Annotated in this window: 10 protein-coding genes; 2 read left to right on the top strand and 8 right to left on the bottom strand. The window is 39.3% G+C overall.

Going from position 1 to position 21,554, the window contains the following annotated elements:
- Window positions 1-17: 17 nt before the first annotated feature.
- From UABAM_RS13345 to UABAM_RS13325, 5 genes are all read right to left on the bottom strand, one after another.
- Complete coding sequence (locus UABAM_RS13345) at window positions 18-2,249, bottom strand: serine/threonine-protein kinase (protein WP_151968499.1); 2,232 nt, start codon at window positions 2,247-2,249, stop codon at window positions 18-20.
- Between the two features lie 91 nt (window positions 2,250-2,340).
- Window positions 2,341-4,734 (bottom strand): M1 family aminopeptidase, encoded by a 2,394-nt coding sequence (locus tag UABAM_RS13340; protein WP_173013299.1) that lies wholly within the window; start codon window positions 4,732-4,734, stop codon window positions 2,341-2,343.
- Window positions 4,735-4,744: 10 nt separating this feature from the next.
- Window positions 4,745-6,433 (bottom strand): M14 family metallopeptidase, encoded by a 1,689-nt coding sequence (locus UABAM_RS13335; RefSeq protein ID WP_151968497.1) that lies wholly within the window; start codon window positions 6,431-6,433, stop codon window positions 4,745-4,747.
- The gene (locus UABAM_RS13330) at window positions 6,434-8,011 is read right to left on the bottom strand and encodes a trypsin-like peptidase domain-containing protein (protein WP_151968496.1); all 1,578 of its coding nucleotides are present in this window, start codon (window positions 8,009-8,011) and stop codon (window positions 6,434-6,436) included.
- On the bottom strand, window positions 8,005-9,687 hold the full coding sequence (locus tag UABAM_RS13325; RefSeq protein ID WP_151968495.1) for a S1C family serine protease: 1,683 nt from the start codon (window positions 9,685-9,687) through the stop codon (window positions 8,005-8,007). Before UABAM_RS13325 ends, UABAM_RS13330 begins: the two co-directional genes overlap by 7 nt.
- A 282-nt stretch (window positions 9,688-9,969) precedes the next feature.
- Here UABAM_RS13325 and UABAM_RS13320 point away from each other — a divergent pair, with 282 nt between their 5' ends.
- Window positions 9,970-10,842, top strand: coding sequence for a hypothetical protein (locus UABAM_RS13320; RefSeq protein WP_151968494.1), 873 nt, complete (start codon window positions 9,970-9,972; stop codon window positions 10,840-10,842).
- A 7-nt stretch (window positions 10,843-10,849) separates the two neighbouring features.
- The gene (locus UABAM_RS13315) at window positions 10,850-12,394 is read left to right on the top strand and encodes a protein kinase domain-containing protein (RefSeq protein WP_173013298.1); all 1,545 of its coding nucleotides are present in this window, start codon (window positions 10,850-10,852) and stop codon (window positions 12,392-12,394) included.
- Window positions 12,395-12,398: 4 nt separating this feature from the next.
- Here the strand turns inward: UABAM_RS13315 and UABAM_RS13310 are convergent, their stop codons facing one another.
- The 3 genes from UABAM_RS13310 to UABAM_RS13300 are packed head-to-tail and all read right to left on the bottom strand — an operon-like array spanning window position 12,399 to window position 21,546.
- On the bottom strand, window positions 12,399-12,917 hold the full coding sequence (locus UABAM_RS13310; RefSeq protein WP_151968492.1) for an NUDIX hydrolase: 519 nt from the start codon (window positions 12,915-12,917) through the stop codon (window positions 12,399-12,401).
- 8 nt (window positions 12,918-12,925) lie between these two features.
- Window positions 12,926-17,602, bottom strand: coding sequence for a protein kinase domain-containing protein (locus tag UABAM_RS13305; protein WP_151968491.1), 4,677 nt, complete (start codon window positions 17,600-17,602; stop codon window positions 12,926-12,928).
- The gene (locus tag UABAM_RS13300) at window positions 17,599-21,546 is read right to left on the bottom strand and encodes a tetratricopeptide repeat protein (protein WP_151968490.1); all 3,948 of its coding nucleotides are present in this window, start codon (window positions 21,544-21,546) and stop codon (window positions 17,599-17,601) included. Before UABAM_RS13300 ends, UABAM_RS13305 begins: the two co-directional genes overlap by 4 nt.
- Window positions 21,547-21,554 lie beyond the last annotated feature (8 nt).

Below are 21,554 nucleotides of genomic sequence, written 5' to 3'. Positions count from 1 at the left end.
TTTCTAAACACACCTTACTATTTAAGGCGTTCGCGTGCCTTAGTTATTTTTGTTGTTAATTCCTTTTGGGGGCGGTACCCATATTGATGGGCCTTTTGCCAAAAATCAATTGCTTTCTTATACTGTTGTTGTGAAAAATAAGTATCGCCTAATTTGCGATAGATGTATGGAAGTTTCGGGTTATATTTTTGCGCAATATGCAGCCATTTTATCGCTTGCGTATAGTTGCGATTTCCAAAAAAAATCTTACCTTTCAAGAAATAATATTGAGCGTTTTTTTTGTCAAGCGTTATTGCATGATCAATGGCCTTTATCGCTTCATATGGTTTTTTCAAATGAAACAATACTTCACTTTTTAGTGCCCAAAAATGATGTATTTGAGGTTGCAAACTGGTTAATATTTCTATGTCGTTGAGTGCTTTCTTGTAGTTTTTTGTATTTAGATAAATGGCAAATCTATTGCGATAGTAAATAGATTTGTGTTGGTATTTTATCGCACTGCTGTAGTCTGTGATGGCCAGGAGATTCAAACTCATACTTTTGTATGTATTTCCTCTAAAATTGTAAGCCGCTGCAAAACTAGGATCAGCCAAAATAGCTTTATGCAAATATTGTAGTATTTGTTGTTTATTCTCACCCGTAGCTCTAGACTCTTGTAGTTTTTTGGCTTGTGCATAGTAAATTTTAGCATTTGGGAGATTTTTGGCTGTGGATAGTTTTTGTTTCGCTAGGTCGATTTTTTGTAAAAGCTTCTTGTTACTTGGGTAACCATGTTCTAATGCTTTGTGCCAGAAGTATATCGCTTTTTTATAATTCAGTAAGCCATGGTAACAATTTCCCATTATGAATAATTTTTGAATGTAACTGTTGTTTTTATTTGCGGCATGGTTGTCATTTTCGTTAGACAAGTTCAATAAAAACTCCAGTGCAAAATCGTATTTTTTTTGATGCAAGTGAATATTGGCCATGGCGTAGTATATATTTGGTGATTTTGGGTGGTGCTTTAGGGCCATTTGTAAGTGTAGTATTGCTTTGTTGTATTTTTTTTCTAGGGCATAGATATTTGCTTTATGGCAGTGATAAATATCTTTGTCTTCTAGCTCAATTGCGCTGTTTAAACTGGTGTGTGCCGCTGAATACTGTTTTAAGCGTTTATATTTTTTTGCATTTATGAAGTGTGCATCCGCAGATGTTGTTTTGTTTGCTGTGGGCTTTGGGACGGTATTTTTAGCGTGGTTTTTTACCTTAGCAAAGTTTTTCACATTTTCGGTTTGGTTACTCGTTGGATTTTGGGTTACTTCGCTATCGTTTTTAAGATTTTCGTATGCTGTGTATAGATAAAATGATACTGCGCCCATGAGTACGACTAGCAAAATGAGCGAACCGGTTACCATATTATGTGTACTACGTTGTGCTTCTTGTTTTTTTTCAATGCGCGATGCTTTGCGTCTATTTTGAAAACGCTGCAACGCTTTGGCGAGTTCTTCGCAACTTTGGAAGCGCTCTTTAGGGTCTTTTTCCAAACATTTTAGGCATATTTTTTCAAGCTCTGGCGTCAGCTTAGGATTGATTTCTCGCAGAGGAGTAGGTTTTTCGCTCACGACTTGATAAAGTAAACTGGTTGGCGAGTCAGACTCAAACAGTCTTGTATGAGTTAAAGCTTCATACATCGTCGCGCCAATTGCATAGATATCGGTTACTGAATTTGTGTTACCACTGATTTGTTCTGGAGCCATATAGCGTGGCGTTCCGATAATCTCTCCTTGTATGGATAGATTGCTGTCGAAATTGGTAAACTTCGCCAAACCTAAGTCCATCAATTTAGGTTCACCTTTGTTACTAATCATGATATTCGCGGGTTTAATATCGCGGTGAATGATGTTTTGCTTATGCATTTCCTGTAAGCAATTACAAATTTTTATCATAGTTGTTACAACAGCGCGTGGTTTGGTTTTTTTTGCTTTAATGAGGTCTTCTAGCGTGTCACCTTCTATATATTCCATGACAAAATATGGTTGTGGTTTGCGGCCCAAATCATAGATTCTTATCAAATGAGGGTGATTTAACTGTGCCATTGCAGTCGACTCTATCGTGAAGCGTTCTATTTTTTTTGGTTCTATTTCGATCATAATCTTAAGAGCAACATCACGGCTAAGTTGTGGATCATGAGCTTTGTAAACAATGCCCATGCCTCCTCTCCCCAATTCTTTCTCTATAATATACTTGTGGAATTTTTTTGGTATTGTCATCGCATTGTTCTCGAATTGTCTGGTAAAAAACAAAAGTTCGTAGCATTAGATTTTTAATACTACGAACTTTAGGTGTAAAATGTTTGATCATCTACTTTTTTAGAGCAGAAATGGCTTTTGTTGCACTATTCTGTACACTCAGTAGGTCGTCATTTTCCGCCACTTTGATAAGAGCAGGTATTGCTTTATTAGAGCCTAGTTCCTCCAGAAGAGAGATTGCTGTACTGCGGATACGATGGTCTGGGTCGTCTAGTAACTGAATGAGACTGTTGAGTACCAACGTTTTTTTGCCTTTTTCTTTAGCAAAAAGAGCGCGGATCGCGGTTGTGCGGCAGCTTACCGGTTTTCCTGGTTTTACCCATTTTCGTAGAATTTTTAGGCCTTCTTCTTTGTCGACGTCAGCGACGATATTTAATGCCGCACGGCGAATGACGTCCAAATGTGAATCCATTTTTAGTGCTTCGTATACCAAATCCATCATGTCGTCGAGATCAATGTCAGACCCATCGCGTTTTGCGTACTTGGCGAGTGCTTTTAGGGCGTTGGCTTGTACACTGTACGACATGTCACTGCGAAATTTGGTTTTTAATACCGCAACGGCCTTGCGATTGAAGCGATTTTTGAGAAGCGCACTGACAATGCTGGCACGTACGCGTGCGTCCTTATCTTGGTGTGCTGCGAGAAGTGCATCGGCGGCTAGTTTGCTGTGAATGTTCCCAAGTAAACCGGCGATACGAGAGCGAACACCATAGAAAGAATCTTGTTTTAGTGCTTGCCCTAAAGCAAGTATGGCTTCTGTGCTGGGGTATTTTGCCAACGCTTTGGCGGCGCGAAGTCTTCCGTATAAATCACTATCGTTTTGTAGTTGATGAATCCACTGTGGTTGCGATTGTTGCATATCGAGTTTCTTCAACACTGTACCATCTTTGTCAAAAGCGACAAAATGTGGTTGTTCTTTACTTGGTAAGTAAATACGTTGTTCACGACCTTCCAGTTCTACATGGTAGACAGTATTTCCCGATTTTGTAGCTACTTCGATGGGAACTATGACGCGAAAAGGTTTCCACTTTTGTGTTTGTTTTACATGAATTGCTACCATATGATGCGCGGCATCCCATTTCCAACTTACTTCAAATTTAGGATGTCCAATGCCGTAGACCCACTGTTCAAAGAACCAATCGAGGTTTTTTCCGAGGGTGTCTTCAAACGCGTTTTGCAAATCGATGGTTGTGACAGCTTTCCCTTTGTGACGACGCAAATACAGCTGTGTGGCGCGTATGAAGTTGTCGTGTCCATAACTGTTTCTCAGCATATGTAAAATCCATGCACCTTTGGCGTATGCATGGGAATCAAATACATCATCGCGATGTTCAAAATTTTTCCACACTACGGGGTGAAAGTCCGAACCCATGTACCAGTCGTATTCTCCCAAAAGTTCTTCTTTTGCTTGGTCTTTGCCCAAGTCATGTTCTAACCACAACACTGTATAGTAGGTGGCAAAACCTTCATTGAGCCAAATTTGTGACCAATCGCGGCAGGTGAGCAAATCTCCCCACCATTGATGGGCAAGTTCATGAGCAACAAGCGACTCGCTACTCCAGTTGAGATGGGCGCGTTCATCGTGAATCGTATTTTGTGTGTAGGTCGAGGCGGAGATGTTTTCCATCCCGCCAAAGGTGAATTCTTCCACAGCTGTTTGCGCATACTTTTCATACGCGTATTTTTCTCCGGTGATTTCAGAGAAAAAAGTCATCATCTTAGGCGTTTTGCCAAAAGAACGCAGTGCATTGGGAGCATCCTTTTTTTGTACATAGTACTGTAACGAAATATCTTCAAAGTTATCTTGAAGTTCGACGAACTCTCCAATTACCAGGCTCACAAGATAAGAAACATGTGGTACGCTCATTTTCCAGTGAAACTTGCGCCATCCGTCTTTTTCTTCGATGACTTTTTGTAACTTTCCATTGGAAATGGCAATATAAGGTTTACGTACACTTACTTTCGTTTCGCTCGTACACAACTGATTCGGAAAATCGTAACACGGAAACCAGTAGTGTGTTTCTTCGGCCTCTCCTTGTGTCCAAACTTGATATGGCTTATTGGGATAGTGTTTGTTTGGTTGAACAAAATATGTCCCGCGTTTAGGAAAAGCACTGTAAGAAATAGTAAAGGTGATGGGCTGCGCGCGGTTGTATTTCTTACCGAAGTCAATGGTTAATTTTCGACCGCTATGTGTAAATTTAAGGTTGTAGCCTTCGGAAATGATCTTTTTTATTTGCATATCTCCGGCGTCGAGAATTGTTTTTTCCACATCATCCCAAAGTGGGAAAACTGTAAAAGTTACGTCTCCCCATACTTTTTTTTGTTTTTGATCTATGCGAATGTCTAAAGTGTAATGCTGTATGTTTACTGTTTGTTGTGAGGGATGCCATACCTGGGCAACAAGGGGCATTATAAGTATACCTAGTACCATTAAGATTTTCATGAAGATTCCTTTATGTATTTTGGCGTAAGTGTAAAGAGCATTCAATACTGCCGGCTTTACACGATTTCGCTGTAACCGTGATGTTGTCATCGTCAGCAATGCGCACAATCCATTCTATTTTTTTGCGATTATCGGTGGGAGAGTGGTAGTATGTCATGCTGTTCTTGTTCGAGCGACCTTCTAGTTGGCCAATATCAACGCGTTTTTTGCCGGAGATGAGTTGGGCACCCGCGGGTAGAGTAAGGTCCACGTATATTGGTTTTACGATTTGCATATTTTTCGCTTGGTGCGAAACGTATGTACTAAAATAGCCGCTATTGTGCAAGATAACTTCTATCTTATAGAGATGGTCATCCAGAGGGGTCACCGTTTGCTGATAAAATTCTAACTTTGGTGCAAGGGAGGCCATTTGCATGACACAATCAAAGTGCGGGCGCAATTCATCTTCTAGTAGATGCTGTGGAGGGTTGCGCCATGAAAATAGGTGTTCTAAACCACCAATTTCGACTTTGCCTAGTTGCGGATGATCAAATTCCCTCCATTCAGCAAGAGTGTGTGGTGCATTATCAAGGACAAATTGTAAAATTTTATTATCGTCCGTAGTCGGATGTTTACGAAACCAGCCAATAAAGTTTTTTTGGTCATTTTTTTCGGATATTCCTGCTGCTGTTGGTAGGTCCCATAACTCTACAGTAAATGTAAATATTCCGCGATGTTCATATGCCCAGTCATCAAACGCACCAGAAATGATTTCTTTCGGGTGATATTTGAAGTCATGGTAGCCTGAAACGGTGGGATACTGGGTGGTATTGCGCGCAATTTCTTCTAAATCTTCAAACATCCATAAGTCAGAAGTATGCATTTCACTGTCGGGTCGATCACTATAAGCGCGAATAAAAACGCGACTGTATGTATGGTATGTGATCGCGGCAAATATGTTTGGATGCTTTGCAATAAAGCGTATGACATTTTGCACTTCGATTTCCGATCCACCAAAATCTCCGGCCCCTTGCTGTTCTCCCTCAGGGCGCCATTTTATCGGGAAATTGCGATTGAAATCGAGTTGGTGCGGAAATATTTGCGGAATGGTTTCCCCGTCGTATTCTGGGACGAGTCCTTCGGCAAATAAGCGGTAAAAAGGACCTTCACTCTCACGATCTGTAGGAGCACGTTTTATCATAAATCTCGAATCTAATGGCGAAATTTTCCAGTCTCCTGTTGGATCTTCAATACGCATTTGTAGAATGCGTCCATCACCATCTATATCTTCTACATACAGGTAGTTACCATCTTCGCCGTATTTACGTACTCCCGAACGATAAAAGGCGGGTTTTGCTGCCAGTGCGCGCATCATTCCATCTGGATTGATGCATGGCAGGCAGTAAAATGTATTGTTGTCAATGAGCTCTGTAAGAAATGAATCACTGCCGTATTCCATACTGCAACGATGTATGAAGTACAAAACCATTGCGGAAGACGTTATTTCGATAGAATGAATATTTCCATCTAGCCAGAAAGCCGGTTTTTCTCGATGAGCGCCTGTATTTTTATTGGTGATGACAACTAGAGGTACGCTATATCCTTCGTGTGATTTTCCAATTTCGATAATTTCCAATATTTGCGGGTTTTGTTGTGCGAGCCATTTGATGCGCGCGACAATTTCCTCAAAATTGTAATAGGTGTCAAACTGTATTTCCAATTAAAATCCTCCACCATTGTTTCTTTGCAAACCCAAAGTTATATCCAATGTCTGTGTTTTCCCATCGCGCAGTACTTTTATTTTGACTTTTTCTCCTGGTCGGTAGCGATTGAGAACTAAATAAAATGATTTTTTGTTACGCAGTTTGAATTTGTTTATTTCTAGTAAAACGTCTCCACGTTTTAACCCTCCACGATCGGCGAGCATGCCTTCTTGTACCTTAAGTATTTTTAATTCGTTATTATCTTTTTTTATTTGCGTAACACTGGGGGTTTTCTTTAACTCCACGCCAAATGCTTTACTATTTTCTTCGATAGTAATCACTAAAACTTTTTCCACTCCATCGCGAATAACGGTTAATTCGACAAGGGCACCTTTATTGCGTGGGGAAGCGTATAGTGAAAACAATACATTGAGATAATTGGGAAAGCGTTGTATCAAACGCGGTGTGATCTGTTTACCTGCAAATGATACAATAATATCGTCTGCCAATACACCGGCTTTTGCTGCAGGAGTGTCAGGTTGGACATTGGCGACCAATAACGTTTTGGCTTGTTTCCTCGCAAAAACTTGGGAGGGGTAAAAGGTCACTTCTAACTGCGCACGCCCACGTATACGATAAACGTCGAGCATGGCGCGGTAGGTTTTCTGTTCCTCTTTACGCAGTACCGTAAATTTTAAAGATGTGTAAGAAGGATAACTACGCACCAAACCAATCAAACGCGATACTGTTTTGATGGGTTTATCGTTGATATGCGTAATTAAATCTCCCTTGCGTATTCCGGCAACATATAGACCACTGGTTCTCGTTGCGTGTAGAACAAAAGGTTTCTTTTCCTCATCACTTATTCGTGGAAAGCGTACCCCGGTTAGATGACCGTGATATACAAAACCACCTTTTGCCGCCTTTAGATGTGGCAAAAAGGCTCTAATTTGGTTGCTGGAAACGGCGTAGCCAATGCCGCTACTAACGCGTATTTGAAAACGATTGTCTATTTGTCCATTGATTCCCACTAGTTTGCCATCCATGGTGATGAGCGGTCCTCCAGAATTTCCGGGATTTAGTGGGGCATCGGTCATAATCGCGTCGGTGTAGTTAAAGTGAAAACGGTGCAAGGCGGAAATGATACCTACTGTCACGGTGGGCTTTTCGTCTAAGTTGCCCATTCCAAAAGGATTGCCTATGGCAATGACTTGTTGTCCCGTTTTTAGAATATCGGAATCTCCTAGCTCGATAAAGGGAAGTCCCTTCGCATCGCGTATTTTAAGAAGACTAATATCTCCATAAGGGTCTGTTCCGACTAAATCGGCATAATGCATTGTGCCATCAGCTGTGCGAATACGCCACGTGGCCGCATCACCTGCGACGTGATCATTGGTAATCACATAGCCATCTTCGCTAATAACGACTCCTGAGCCGCTTGCATCTACAAAGACATATGATTGTAGTGCTTTGTTGATTACTTTTTGTAATTGTGAATGTTGTTTTTGTTGTGGTTGAGGTTGTTGTGGACTTGTGTCTTGAGCGTAACAAGTGATCACAAACAACGACAACACCAGCATCGCAAATTTTACCATGGTCTTTTTCCTAGCGTAGCAGTCAATTTCTTTTTCTTATTTTCGCGAATCACTTCAAATTCAATTTTTTGGCCTATTTTTTTTGAGGTAATTAAGCGCACCAAATCCGCCCATTCGCCTACCGATACTTCATCAAGAGAAATTAGTATATCGCCTGGCAATACTCCCGCTTTATGAGCCGCAGAATTGGCAGTTACCGTAGAGATAAGTGCACCTTGTGGAACTTTTTTATCTTGCCAAAAGCTGACACCCAAAAACGGTAGCGATGGATTTTGGGTGGCACTGCCTTTTTTCAGTTGTGGTAAAATACTTTTGATAGTATCAATGCCCGTAAACATAGAGACACCAGAGTTTAGCCCCCAAACAGCGTTAGGGTAAACGTGTGTTGCGATTCCCAATAGTTTGCCTTCCTTGTTGATTACTGGTCCACCGCTATTTGCATAATTGATGAAAGCTTGGGTTTGATAAACCTGAACTAGGTTTAAATTACGCTGTAAAGTACTTACGATACCAATATCACAGGTAATACTAAAACTAGATTGTAACTTACCACATACCCCAATCCATTCTCCAATACGCAATTCTTTGTCGGAGCCAAAAGAAAAATACTGTGTACATTTTATAGGCGTTTCAGGACGCAGAAGGGCGATATCATACGGTTTGTGTATCGAGACAATTTTGGCTTCTACTTTATCTTTTGCGGTATGTACGATAATTTTTTCGACCTGGCCTTCGCCTTGATCGCTAGTCACTTGATAAGCACTTGCAAGTATATATTCTCCATTTTCAATAACAGTCGCTGTTGCCCAACTTTGTGGACGTTGCATAATAATCGCTTTGCGGTTTCTTTGTCTCTGCGCGTTTTGTTGTCCTGTTTTGCGAACAACTTGTAGAGATACGATTGTTTCTGCGTATGTAAGACCTTTTTGCGCTATTTGGCGTTTTTCATTTGTTTGGTCAGGTTCATAGGGCTGTAGTGTAAAGGAGCTGAGTTCCATAAGGTTTTCTAGCATGAGGTGAACGGGAATTGCCGTACCCATTCTCCGTTCTTTCTGCATGGCTAGGGACAATATTCCTAATAGTTCCCCGCGATGATTTGTAAGAGGTCCGCCGTCTGAGCCGGGATTGAGAGCGGCATTTGTCTCGATCACCAAGTTGTTGTACTGCGATTCTTCTTCCACATTGTTTGTGACGCGGTATACTCCCGATACGGTACCATGAGAAGCCGCTACTTGGGTATCGTTTTCAATGGAATGGAAAGGATTTCCAAAAGTATAGACGCTATCCCCAATACTTGCCTTTGCCGAATCTGCTAGGGGAATGTAAGGAAAGTTGGTTCCATCGGCCTTGAGCACCGTCATTTCAAATTCAGGATATATATCCACGCAAGAAGCGGATACAATACGCCCATCTGCCAAATACAATGTAACGCTATACGGAATTTTTGGCACAACCGTAAGATTTGTGAGTAGTAAACCGTCTGCGGAAATGAAAACACCTGTTCCATAATAATTGAGTATATTGGGACGACTTCCTTCTTGTTTATCCACCAATACACAGTTTATACCGACAACAGCAGGGGAAACTTTTGCCGCCACTTCCTCATGTGTTAAATGCTGTGCGGTAATGCTTGTGAGTAAGAGTACACACAAGAAAACCAATATATATCGTTGCATATAAAACCTTTCAAAGTAACCGTAATCATCATTGTAGTCGTGATCGTCACCGGAATCGTCACGGTCATGAAATTTTTCGCATAATTTTTCTATTGTAATCTAACCCAAAAACCAACATATTTTTATTAACATTTTAGCACATCTACCATAGCAGATCAACTTTACCATTGCGTACCAAATAAATCTATGCTATATATTTAAGTTATTGTAAAAGTAATTTATCTGGGGCTTATGTTTTTATCCTAAAAAAACACTAAAATTTTAGATGTTGAGATTTTTCTCATGAAAAAATCAATTTTTGAAAACAAAAAAAATTTATGGATATCTCTGGGCATTTTCGGAGTTATGGTGTTGTTTGTGTTGCCCATTGTCTTTGATGTTGAATCAAAGTCGGCGCAGCAAAAACAAAGTAGTCTGTGCTACATCAATTTGCAGAGACTAGGAACGTGCTTGTTACAATATGAACAAAAGCACGGTAAATTCCCTCAAGCGTTATCAACACTTGTGAAAGAGAAATATATTTCTCCTGAATTTGCAAAATCTCCACTAGATGGCTCTGAGTATGTCTATTTAAACAATGTAAACAAACATGCTCCATTTAATGTGCCTCTCATTGCCGAAAGTATCGCTTCACATGTTACACCACGCAATGAAAGATATGGCATGGTACTTCTCGGAGATTTTTCCGTTGTCCGTGTTGGTGAGCGTTATTTAAATCTGTATGTGAATTTGATCAAGAAATTACGAAAAGTAGCGGTGATAAACGATGGAAAATTGTTATTGGAAAAATTAAATTCTGAGTTAGTGTATCGCACAGATAATGAGACCATTAATCTTTTATTGGCAAAACTTGGTCAACTAAAATATCAACCAGCCATCCCTACAATAAAGAGGTGTCAAAACTATTACAATCCTGCAAATACCGAAATGCGTTCACTGGCGCGTTCCATAGCTTTTCAAGCAAATTATACGCTATTTCAATTGGCCGCAAACTATGACGACAAGTTTATGGCAAAGTTTCTAAAGAGTGACAATTATTTTCATCGTAAAAAAGCATGGCGTGTACTAAACGCTAAGAAGGCTGTACCTGTGAATACTGCCATATCTCCTCGTCATGCTGAAGTATACTATAATCAACGAGTACGAAAAAAATAGGGAACACATGGACTACGAAGCTTTTCACTGTAGGATAGACATTATCCGCAATGTACCTGACACACTTCGCAATCGTGATGCTTTTGTAAGTACGTTTGAAAAATTTTTCACACGAACTCCTACATCTTTTATTTCCGTTGGAAGCGCAAGCAAATCTTCGATTATTATCGACCACATTGATCCAGTACATTGCTCTTTTAATTTTCAACAAGACTCACTATTCATAAAAACAATGGCGGAAACAACCGTTGTGCATAACGACAAAGAGATTATTCTCAAAAAAGATGATTTGTTTACACTACCATTTAATCCAAACGAGCTTATTGATTTTTACACTCTGTTGGAATGGAAAATAATCATTCATCCTTACGTAGAAATTTCCGGTATCGTTACTCTCGAAGAAGCGGTGGAAAAAGAAAGTGTTGAAAACTACCTGAATGCAAAATACGATGATGTGAAAAAGCTTGAAGAGAACAACCGCTATTTGATTTATCGAATCGGAAGTGACCGTGTGGCAAAAATTCTTCATCCCTACCACAATAAAAATAAACTCAATGTTGATCATTTTTTCCAGGCAGCCAAGCAAATTAGTGATATCCAAAATGAGCTTTTGTGTGAAGTGAAAGCGGCTTATTCTGATTTGCCACACGTTGTTTTAGACTTTTTTGCCGGAGACACTCTAGCCAATTATTTAGCGAAAAAAGGCCGCACCGGCTACCGTGAGGCATTTCTCGTGACAAAAAAAATTGCGGAGTTTTTAAAAGTCACTAGAGAACGAAATTATGTATGCAAAACATTGTCCTTAAATAATATTTTATGCGCCGGTAGTAAAAAAATCAAGTTCACGGGTTTTAACACCGAAGGACTAAGTATTGCGGAAGATAGTTTGGATATTTTTTACATGAGTCCCGAATTTATTCGCGACGAAGAAGTTTCTTTTCCGTGCGATATTTTTTCTTTGGGGGTCATCACATACCGATTGATTAGCGGTAAATTTCCGTTTAGTGATGTTCAGGAGTATAAAAATTACATTGCCCAAGGAAAATCATTATCAAAAGCAGATTTGGAACGAAGCTCCAGTTATATTACGCCACAAATTGCCAGCTTTTTAGAATTAATGCTTGCGTTTGATCCTGGAAGAAGACCAACGCCTAGTGGAGTACTTGACTGGTTAAAAGATATTTACGATATAAAATTGTGGCACTACGTTCTTAATATGCATGAAGAGAATGTGTTTTTTGGTTTACAAGTTATTTCGTCGGTAAAGCCCATTCGAGGTGAAATTTGTGTTATACAGAATAATAAAACCTCCATCATTGGGCGTTCGGCGGATATCAATATACCAGGAGACTTTCGCATTTCCCGTCAGCATACGAAAATTACTTTGGACAATGGCGTTTGTATTCTCGAAGATTTAGGAAGTAGTAACGGAACAAAAATAGACGGAGAAAAGATCAGCGAACGCAAAATTGAAAACGGTACTTCGTTTCTCATTGGTGAAACCGTTTTGTGCTTTTGGGATTTTCAAAAATTGCGTGACCAACGTTTGTAAAGACTTATGTGATGGACGAATTCTTCGCAATAAATCTTTGATATGCATAAAAGGCTGTAATTGCCAAACTATGTGATATTTTTCCTGTGGATATCCATTCTTCTACCAATGAAGGCACCGCTAACATCGGTTTTGTGTCCTCATGCAAGTCATTATTTATCTCTGCAATTTTTTCCACATCTCTTGCTAGAAAATTATAGCAACGATTGCTTTGAATCGCAGGGTTGGGGTGAACCCAACCTAAAGAGATCCATTCACCATTTCCATAACCTGTTTCCTCCAACAATTCGCGTTTTGCTCCGGCAAGCGGATCAGCATCTTTTTTATCAATGGCACCTGCAGGTAATTCGATCGTATCATGATTTACACCATAACGGTATTGCTTAACAAGAATAATTTCTCCTGAAGATGTTACGGGAATTATGTTTACCCAATCTGGACACTGAATGCAGTAGTATTTGTGATCATCTCCAAATGGCTTAGAGGATGTGATCGTAAAAATGGGGGTTTTTAGTTCGTCCATAAAATCTCTTATCTTAGTAATGTAGCGCGATCCATTAATTCATCACATGCTTTTTGATTGCCTAAAGCTTTTTCGATACGTGCATGTAAAATTAAATAACGCTTGGTCCAAGGTCGATTTTCCTGAGCTTGTGCAACAGCTTGCTTTGCTTCTTTTAGCTCTCCGCCGTGTAAATGAATTTTCGCTTTCCAATACAAATAGGAGGGATTGTCATCCATACCCTTTATCGATAGCAACGTACGACGACTTTCCGCGAATCGTTTACATATATATTCTACGACAGCGCGCTCTAGTAGACAACGATTACTGGAGCTTAATTCGGTTGCTTTACGTACACATAGAAGAAATATATCTCTTGTCGATGCTTTTGCTGTGGATATTTGGGTTTCTAGATTGTGTAAGTACGTATCGTAGAATTCATTATTGACTTCGTGAAATATTGAAGATTTTAATTCAGATGTATGATAATAGTCTTGGTACAGGCGATAAGAGTAACCGAATGCAGCACCTTCTTGTATTCGCGTATTGTATGTCTTAATTTGTTGATGAAGTTCTTGGAGTTTTTTCAATTGCGGCTTTTTGTCCAAAAGGAAAACGTTTATTGCCGAAGCTGCAGCAACAACTCGTATATCTTCGCGACTATCTTCTTTAATATATTTCTGTAAATACGGCATCATTCTCATGCCACTTTGTGCCATTCCAAAAGCGGCGGCTAAGCGATCATCGTCGTTTTTTAAATTCACTTGCGAGATTGTGTACGGCGCTGATTTCCCGTCATTTGCGCGCATCAAATAGGTTATTATGATAAAACGAATTCGTGGGTCAGGGTCCTTTAACATTTTTGTGGCAAAAGATAGCACTTTGAAAATGGGTACTTTCGTGGCGTTTTGTGCGGTTTCAAAATAAGAAAAAGGTGCCAGTCGCATTGCGATTTCTTCATCGGGGTTTTCGGTAATTTGTAAAATAGTCATTATATCTCCGCGTTTGGCAAGAGTGGAAATTGCCTGTGCACGAACATCTTTGTTTTTGTCACGCAGTTTTGTACGAACTTTATCGACAATTTGATCCGAAGAAATGTCTGCCATTTTAGCAACAGCGAGTTTACGTAGTACGGGATCTTTGTGATCAGAGAATGCAAATAGTTGCGGCAAATATTTTTTGACGATTTCCCTCTGCCATTTCGTGGAATGATTTTTTAGATTCCAAAATACATCGAGGGCAAATCTTTGTACTTTCTTTTGCGGTGACTGTATGTATTCCTTCAATATCGGTAGAGGTGTTTGATTTCCACTATTCCATAGTTTTTGCGCAGCATGTAAGCTAATTTTGACATCGGAATTTTTGAGCAGTTTATCGAGGGTACTTTCAGATAAGGGAGTATGCTCTATGCATTTTATTACCAAAAACGATGGCATATTTTTTAGGTCTTGGTACGAAATGTTTGGGCTGGCAGCTAGCTCTGATTTTGCGAGGATTACCTTGCAAATTAGGGCCGCGGACATTGTGGAGCTGTTCACACCTTCTTGTAAAATACGCACGGCCTCTCTTAATTTAAGTGAGACAAGCGTTTCCGCGGCATAAAAACGAACTAATATGTTCTTGTCTTCATTGTGCAATAAATATTTGAGAACGTCTATTGCATAGTCGCGACTTTTATAAAGTTCAAGTAGAGCGGCACTATCTTGTGCAATGAAATAACGCACGATTTTTTGTTTGATCTCCACTTCTTTATCTGCGAAATATCGTTCGCGCAATTTTTCATATATTTGTTGCAAATAAAGACGGGTTTTCTTCCCAAAACGTTCATTTTGAGCATATCTCAAGACAAGTTGTTGTACTTCAACTAGGCCATACAACCCTTGTAGACCATTGCTGGCGATTTGCATAACATCACTCGAAGCATTCTTGGTAATGGTTTGTACAAAGCTTTCCGCTAATTTTAGTTTGGCATCATCAAATTTTTGCTGTGCAGGTAAAGTGGCGTTGAGGAAATCAGTTGCAAGTTGATTTTTTTCCTGTTCAAACAAATTGAGATTTATGCGATTATAGATATTGAGTAATTTTCCTTTGAGCGTGTTTTGCATGGTGAATTTTTTAAATGGATCTTTCTCTGTATAGGCACATTCGTAGATATGAGAAATTAAATCAATATTTGTGCTTTTTAGCTCTATACATTTTAGAAAGTCGTAGTTGGCCCGTGACCATTTTTGTAACGCGCGGTACACTAAGCCACGCTTCATGTAAAATTCGATTTTCCATGGTTGTAAGTCGATGCACACCGAATAGTATTTTAGTGCTTGTTCATAATTTTTTAATTTTTGGTAAACTTCTGCGAGTAAGAAATGAATATTTGGGTCTGTTGGTTTGACTTTTATGGCCTTTAACAAGTAATTTCGGGCAGCAGTGAATTTTTTTCTGTTATACAGTATTTTTGCCGAAAAATAAAAAATGTCAACTTGTTGATCTAATGTTAAATTTTTTTGGGCAGATTTGAGTAGTTGTTTTAGTATGGCCGTTGCTTGGCGGTATTTTTTTAAGTGAAATAGCGAGATGCCGCGATAGTAATTTATATGTGGAGATGACTCACTGGGCAATGCTTGTAACGCCGCAGCATAATCTTTTTTGTAAAAATATGCCTGTGCTACGCTTTGTTTTGTTTCGTTGTTTTTATAATCTTGGGGCATACTTTTGTATAGGGAGATTGCTTGTTGAAACTTTGCGGTTTCGACTTGTAACTGTAGTACTTTTTGATAAATGTCCGCTTGCTGTTTTTTTTCTAACAAGTATTTGTAACTACGTAGGGCATCCTCTTTTTGCCCAAGATCAAATAACCACTGGGCCTGCAATGCATAATTTTCTAATGATGGATTAAGAGAAATCGCGTGAGTGATGTCATTTACTGCCGATGTCATCTGTTCGCGAATTTGGTATATTTGTGCACGTTCGCGATATGCTGTTTCGCAGTGTGGATAACGACTAATAATTCCGTTTAGAACGACCAATGCCCCCGTCCAGTTTTGTTGTTGTTTGTGCTGGCGAAGCTTCTGTAAACCTTGCTTGATATTGGCGTTTTCGATTTTTGTGGCTAGGGCAATATCTCTTGCAAAGAAAGCATCTTTGCGCAATTTTTGATACACTTTCGCGCGTAAACGGTAATATTCACTATTTTGCTTGTTGAGGTCTATGGCTTTGTTTAAGTGGGGAAGTACCGCTAAATACTTTTTGGTGGTAAATAGAAAACGACTATAGGCATAGAGAATTTCGGTGTTATTTTCAGATAACTGTAGAGCTTGCTCAAAGAATTTTTGCGCCGTGGTCTTATTATTAAACCATTCGTACTGGATATGTGCCTTTGCAGCCAAAACAAAGGCGCTTTTTTCACTAGAAAGTGGCTGAACGCGCGCTATGGCCTTTTGATATTGATTTTGTTGAATAAAGTCAAGGACATCATAGTATACCTGTTGGTGTTTCTGTAGTAGGGAATGATAACTGTGACTACTGTATGCCCATATGGATAAGGCGATAATAACGCTAATCGAAACAACGGCAATGCGTGAAATGAGTTTATTGTATTGCGCCCACCAATAACGCCAAGAAATTTTTAGACGTTCTTCGTTTTTCATCGCTTTTTTCGCACGAAAGTTTTTTAGGGCTTCGGCAAAAGCATGTGCAGTTTGGTAGCGTTCATCGCTATTTTTGGCAATGGCTTTTAAACATATATAATTTAAGTTGCTGGAAATCGATGGATTTAATTTTTTGGGGGGAGTTGGCAAATCACGAAGTATTTTACGGTATAAACTGGGAAGTTCTCCTGCGGTAAACGGAAATTCACCACTGAGCACTTTGTATAAGATAATTCCCATGCTGTATATATCTGTACGGTGATCGATGGCCCTTCTGCTACCTTTTACTTGTTCAGGAGATAAGTAAAAAGGTGTACCAATGACAGCACCCGTTTGTGTTAAGGATGATTTTTTATTTTGATGCTTTGCGAGCCCAAAATCCGCAAGATAGGGCTCGAAATTTTTATCGAGCATTATATTGGCTGGTTTAATATCGCGATGAACCACCCCTTTTTCGTGGGCGTAGTGTAGTGCGCGTGAAATCTTTTCGATAATTTGCAAGCACACATTCATATCGAAATTTTCTTGGTCGATAAAATGTTGGAAATCAGTACCATCAATAAATTGCATGGTAAAATATGGCATGTTGTTTTCTTGTCCGAATTCGTAGATGGGTATAATATTTGGATGATGTAATGTGGAAACCGTTTCTGCCTCTTTGTAAAAGCGCTTGACTTGTACGATGTCACTTCCCACAGTCGGTAGGAGCGTTTTTAGCACAAGAGTGCGTTTTATGTCTGGCTGCTCCACTAAATACACAACACCCATACCACCACGTCCCAGCTCTTTAATAATATTGTATTTGCCAAATTTTTTGGTGGTAATAACTTGTTGCTTATTGGAAACTGCAGCGTTGGTGTTCATTGCACGGATCACTTCAACGAGATTGTGTGCCGAAATAACTTTCTGTTGAACGAGTGCCTGTCCTAGATTAATGCCTGTTTGATTACATTTATTTAAGAAGCTACTCAGCATTTGCTCATTGATAATACCTTGTTGGCGGATGGTTTGTGCAAGCTTTTTATTGTATGTGGTTGTTTGCATTAATGTTTCTTCGTTCATGAGCGATCACTCTTCGGGAGTTGTCCTTCAATACTGAGGGTAAAGTCACGACCTTGTTTTCTAGTATTCTCTTTGATCGTTGCGGTAACTTGTTTTGCTTCGGATAGCAGTTCTTGGTTTACGTGTAGCGGAGCTGTTTGTGAAATTTGACTATAAAAATGGATCACTTTCTCGCTATACTGATACGCCTTTTCTTGGTCCCCAAGTGTTAAGTACAATTGAGAAATTTTATTGCGTAGGCGCATTTCTTCTTGTTCGAAGTTACTTTCTTGGCAATATTTTAACGCCTGTAATAACGCATCTAAAGATTGTTGAAGTTGTCGTTTCTTTTGATAGGCATTTGCTAGTCGCAAAAAACTCTCGATGAGACTTTGTGTGTCATTCATCTCTTTACGAATTTCTATATTTTCCGCGTAGAAGAAAATAGCGTCTTCATATGTCTCAAAATTCATATGGTAGTCACCCAAAGCCAGAAGCGATTGACTCAAACCTTCTTGGCATTGGACCATCTCATCGTAAACGATGTGTTTATTACGTGGAGAAACGTAATTTTTCAAATTTTGATATATTTGGCATGCCTCACGAAGATTGTCCACCGATTTTTCATAGGAACTACTCTCTACGAGTCCCTGTTTTGATTTTGTTCTTGCTAGATATATAAATGCATTGAATAGTGATTCTTGGTTTTCTAGACTTTTTTCCACGGAGGTCATGTTCTGTACCTTAGCGTAGTATTTTTCACACGTACTAAACAGTAAATCTTTGTAAGTACGGATCATATCTTCCCTGTGTGTTTTTTCAAAAAGAGAAATAAGTTGCATGTATACATCGATGAGTTTAGAACTGTGTTCCGTTTGTGTGTATAAGTCTTCTAGCAAAACTAAGAGTTCTGTAATGTCTATAATGGCATGTTGTTTGTGATCATTGGTGATTTGTAGAGCTTCTTCGGCATAAGAAATTGCCGCGGGGAAATCGCGTTTGTGCGCACAAAGTTTGCTAATGTGATATAAATCTAAAACGATAAAAGGTTTGAACCCATAACGACGGTCTAGATCTAACATCGATAAGTTGTAATGCAACGCCCCTTCTATGTCTTGGTTTTTTATGTATACATCATTCATGCTTTGCAGCACTTCGCCAATAAGCACCTTGTCGTTTATTTCGCGTGAAATCGTAAAAGCTTCGTGTAGGTTTTCTAGGGCACTTTTTACATTTCCCATAGCCCCATAAACCTGTGCAATGTAAAGTAACGTTTGCGCCAATTGTTGTTTTTGTTGTTGTTTACGATGCTCTTTTTCCAGCAATGTAAAATTTTCGAGTGCTTTATCGTACTCGTTCAGGGATAAAAATGTGTGGGCCATGCGTTGCGTTTTTTCGAAATCAATTTCTTCTAAAAACGCTGTTTGCTTTTCACCATGTTCTAGTTGAGAAATATTCTCTTGAACTTGAAGAACTTTATCTTTTTCACCTAACGCAGTATAACGGTCTGCTAAGTTACGCAATAAGTCGATGGTAAATTCTTTGTCTTCAAATTCATCGCAGGCCATTTCGAAATAGTTTGCACCACGCTCGGGATTTTCACTATCCTTATACAACAGACACAAGCTTTTTAACAGTTGTGGATAAAGAGGACTATCTGTGGCAATTTTTACGCATTTCCCTAGGTGATCGGCGATGACATCGTCAAAAAGTATTTGGTGTTTCTCAAGAATGGACACTATTTTTTGCAAAGCTTTTTGTCTATCGTCTTGTGAAGCCTGCGATACGGTTACTGATTTTGCGTAAGACATTAATGATTTACTGTACTCTTGTAATTGAAAATAGCGTAGCCCTGCTTGAAAAAAATAGTCTGTGAGCTGATCTGCAGAAATGATTTCGGAGCACAGTTTCAATAAATCACCGCAATATTCGATACCATAAATACTTTCATTGGAATTAAACAACTGTCCTACAGCTTGTGTGACAACACCTAATTGTTGTTTTTCGATAAGTTCCGCGCAGGCAAAAGTTAGATAGTTGATTTGCTCTATCAGGAATTGTTGCTTGTTCATTTCTATATCGATACGTGATTTTTGGCAACTATTTTCATATGTATTTTTCGGGTCTATTGCGCAAATGTCTTTTAACAAATTAATGGCTTGTAGATGAAATTTTATTGCATCTTTTTTGTTAAATTCCGCCATTTTGGCATGTATGTATGCTTCGAGATAATAGCTTTTGAATTCTAAATTGCGTTCGTCTTCGTTTTTGAGCGTTTCAAGGTAGAGTATGTTTCGTGTCTTGCGGTTTTGTAAAACGATTTCGTGGGCCTTTTCGTGGTATCCTTCAGCAGCTTGCACGTTTTGCGCTTGGCCATATGTGGCAGCAATGGCAATGAGGTGCAAGGCATTCATGTACCAATTATTGCTGTCTTCTACAGCTTGCTCATAAGCACGTAATGCGCGTGTGGTGTCTTCTTGTATTAAGTATACATCTCCGATACGATGCAAGGTAACTTCAACAGAACCATGGTGTGTTTTTTTTGCGGTATTGAGGGCTTTTTGCAATAAATTAAAGCTCTCTGAGTACTGCTGGAGTTGTTCGTGCCATAAGGCAAGAGTGTGTAAATCTTGGTAATACGTGGCGAACGATTTGGCACGACCTTTTTGCTCGTGGATAACGATAATTTTTGAAAAATACTCTTTGGCTTGCTCATGCTCTTTTTGCTTGTAGAGAACATGGGCAATTTCGCGCAGTAGTTTTTCGACTTGCTCCTCATTGTTGAGTTCGGTATTTATATGCAGATTTTCTTCTAGGTGCGTTACTAAGTTGGGGAAATCTTGCTGTTCTTTGTATACATTGCATATCTTGACAAGAACTTCACTCGCTTTCAGTTTGCTGTGCTCTGAGTAGGCACGGAAGGCTTTCTTAAAGTATTGTAAAGCTGTTTGTGGTTGCTGCTGTTTTACGTAGATTTCTCCGAGGAAATCGTTGTATAAAGATATTTTGCGCGTTTCTATATCGCTGACAATGCTGAGTGCGGTATTGATTTTAGCAATGGCGTCTTTGTATTGTTCTTGATCGCGATAAACTTCGGCAATGTGGTAAACTTCATGGGCAATGTCTTTTCTTTTGCCCAACTTAATTTTTAGGGCAACGGCTTGTTCGAAGCTACTCAATGCTTTTTCAAAGTTTTTCTGTTTGCGATATATTTGCCCAAGATTACTCAAGTTGAGCGAAATTTGATAGGTGTTGTTTATTTTTTTGTTGAATTTAAGCGACTGTTGGCAATATTTGAGAGCAGCGGTGTAATTTTGATACTGTAGGTATAAAAAACTCATGTTGTTGTAATTCATTGCAATACTGTTGAATTTTTTTTCTTCGATATTCAAACGCACCGCTTCGGTGTAATAGTATAAGGCTTGGCGAAAGCACTTCGCATTTTGCAAATTAAACGCCGCGTTCTCGGCGTATTTAATAAGATCGTCATTGCTTATAGAGCTAAGACGTTTTGCTAGCTCGACGAGTTTTGCATAGTGGGCAGCCGCTAAATTTGGCTTCTTCTTTTCTACAAAGTGCTTCGCTTTGCCTTGTAGTTTTGAAACCAAATCCAAAAGTTCGAGTTCTGTTTTCCCAATAAAGTCTTTATCAAAATCACTGAGTGATTCGTATAAATTCGGATTATAATCCAAATTCGCCGCAATTTCTTTTTCAACGACAATGTTTTGCCGTAAACTTTGCGCTTCGTGAAAGCATTGTTGTGATTTCGTCACATTATCACTTTTTTGATAGCAATAACCTGCGCGATTTAAATAATCGACGAGAATGGAATGATCACTATGATCTTTTATTTTCTCTAAAGTCACAAGATGTTGGTATATCTCTGCTGCGGCGTTATAATCTCCTGTTTGTTCAAAACTCGTCGCTTCTGTAAAAGTGCTAAGTTCGTCGCCTATGTTATCCATTACATTCC

The sequence above is a fragment of the Candidatus Uabimicrobium amorphum genome (assembly GCF_009002475.1).
Taxonomy (GTDB): Bacteria; Planctomycetota; Uabimicrobiia; order Uabimicrobiales; family Uabimicrobiaceae; genus Uabimicrobium; species Uabimicrobium amorphum.
This window is presented reverse-complemented; position numbering and strand designations above follow the sequence as displayed.

What these genes read in the sequence shown, in the direction of transcription:
- UABAM_RS13325 (WP_151968495.1), bottom strand. Translation starts at nt 9,687, where the DNA reads ATGCAACGATATATATTGGTTTTCTTGTGTGTACTCTTACTCACAAGC.
- UABAM_RS13320 (WP_151968494.1), top strand. Translation starts at nt 9,970, where the DNA reads ATGAAAAAATCAATTTTTGAAAACAAAAAAAATTTATGGATATCTCTG.
- UABAM_RS13310 (WP_151968492.1), bottom strand. Translation starts at nt 12,917, where the DNA reads ATGGACGAACTAAAAACCCCCATTTTTACGATCACATCCTCTAAGCCA.
- UABAM_RS13330 (WP_151968496.1), bottom strand. Translation starts at nt 8,011, where the DNA reads ATGGTAAAATTTGCGATGCTGGTGTTGTCGTTGTTTGTGATCACTTGT.
- UABAM_RS13315 (WP_173013298.1), top strand. Translation starts at nt 10,850, where the DNA reads ATGGACTACGAAGCTTTTCACTGTAGGATAGACATTATCCGCAATGTA.
- UABAM_RS13305 (WP_151968491.1), bottom strand. Translation starts at nt 17,602, where the DNA reads ATGAACGAAGAAACATTAATGCAAACAACCACATACAATAAAAAGCTT.
- UABAM_RS13300 (WP_151968490.1), bottom strand. Translation starts at nt 21,546, where the DNA reads ATGGATAACATAGGCGACGAACTTAGCACTTTTACAGAAGCGACGAGT.
- UABAM_RS13340 (WP_173013299.1), bottom strand. Translation starts at nt 4,734, where the DNA reads ATGAAAATCTTAATGGTACTAGGTATACTTATAATGCCCCTTGTTGCC.
- UABAM_RS13345 (WP_151968499.1), bottom strand. Translation starts at nt 2,249, where the DNA reads ATGACAATACCAAAAAAATTCCACAAGTATATTATAGAGAAAGAATTG.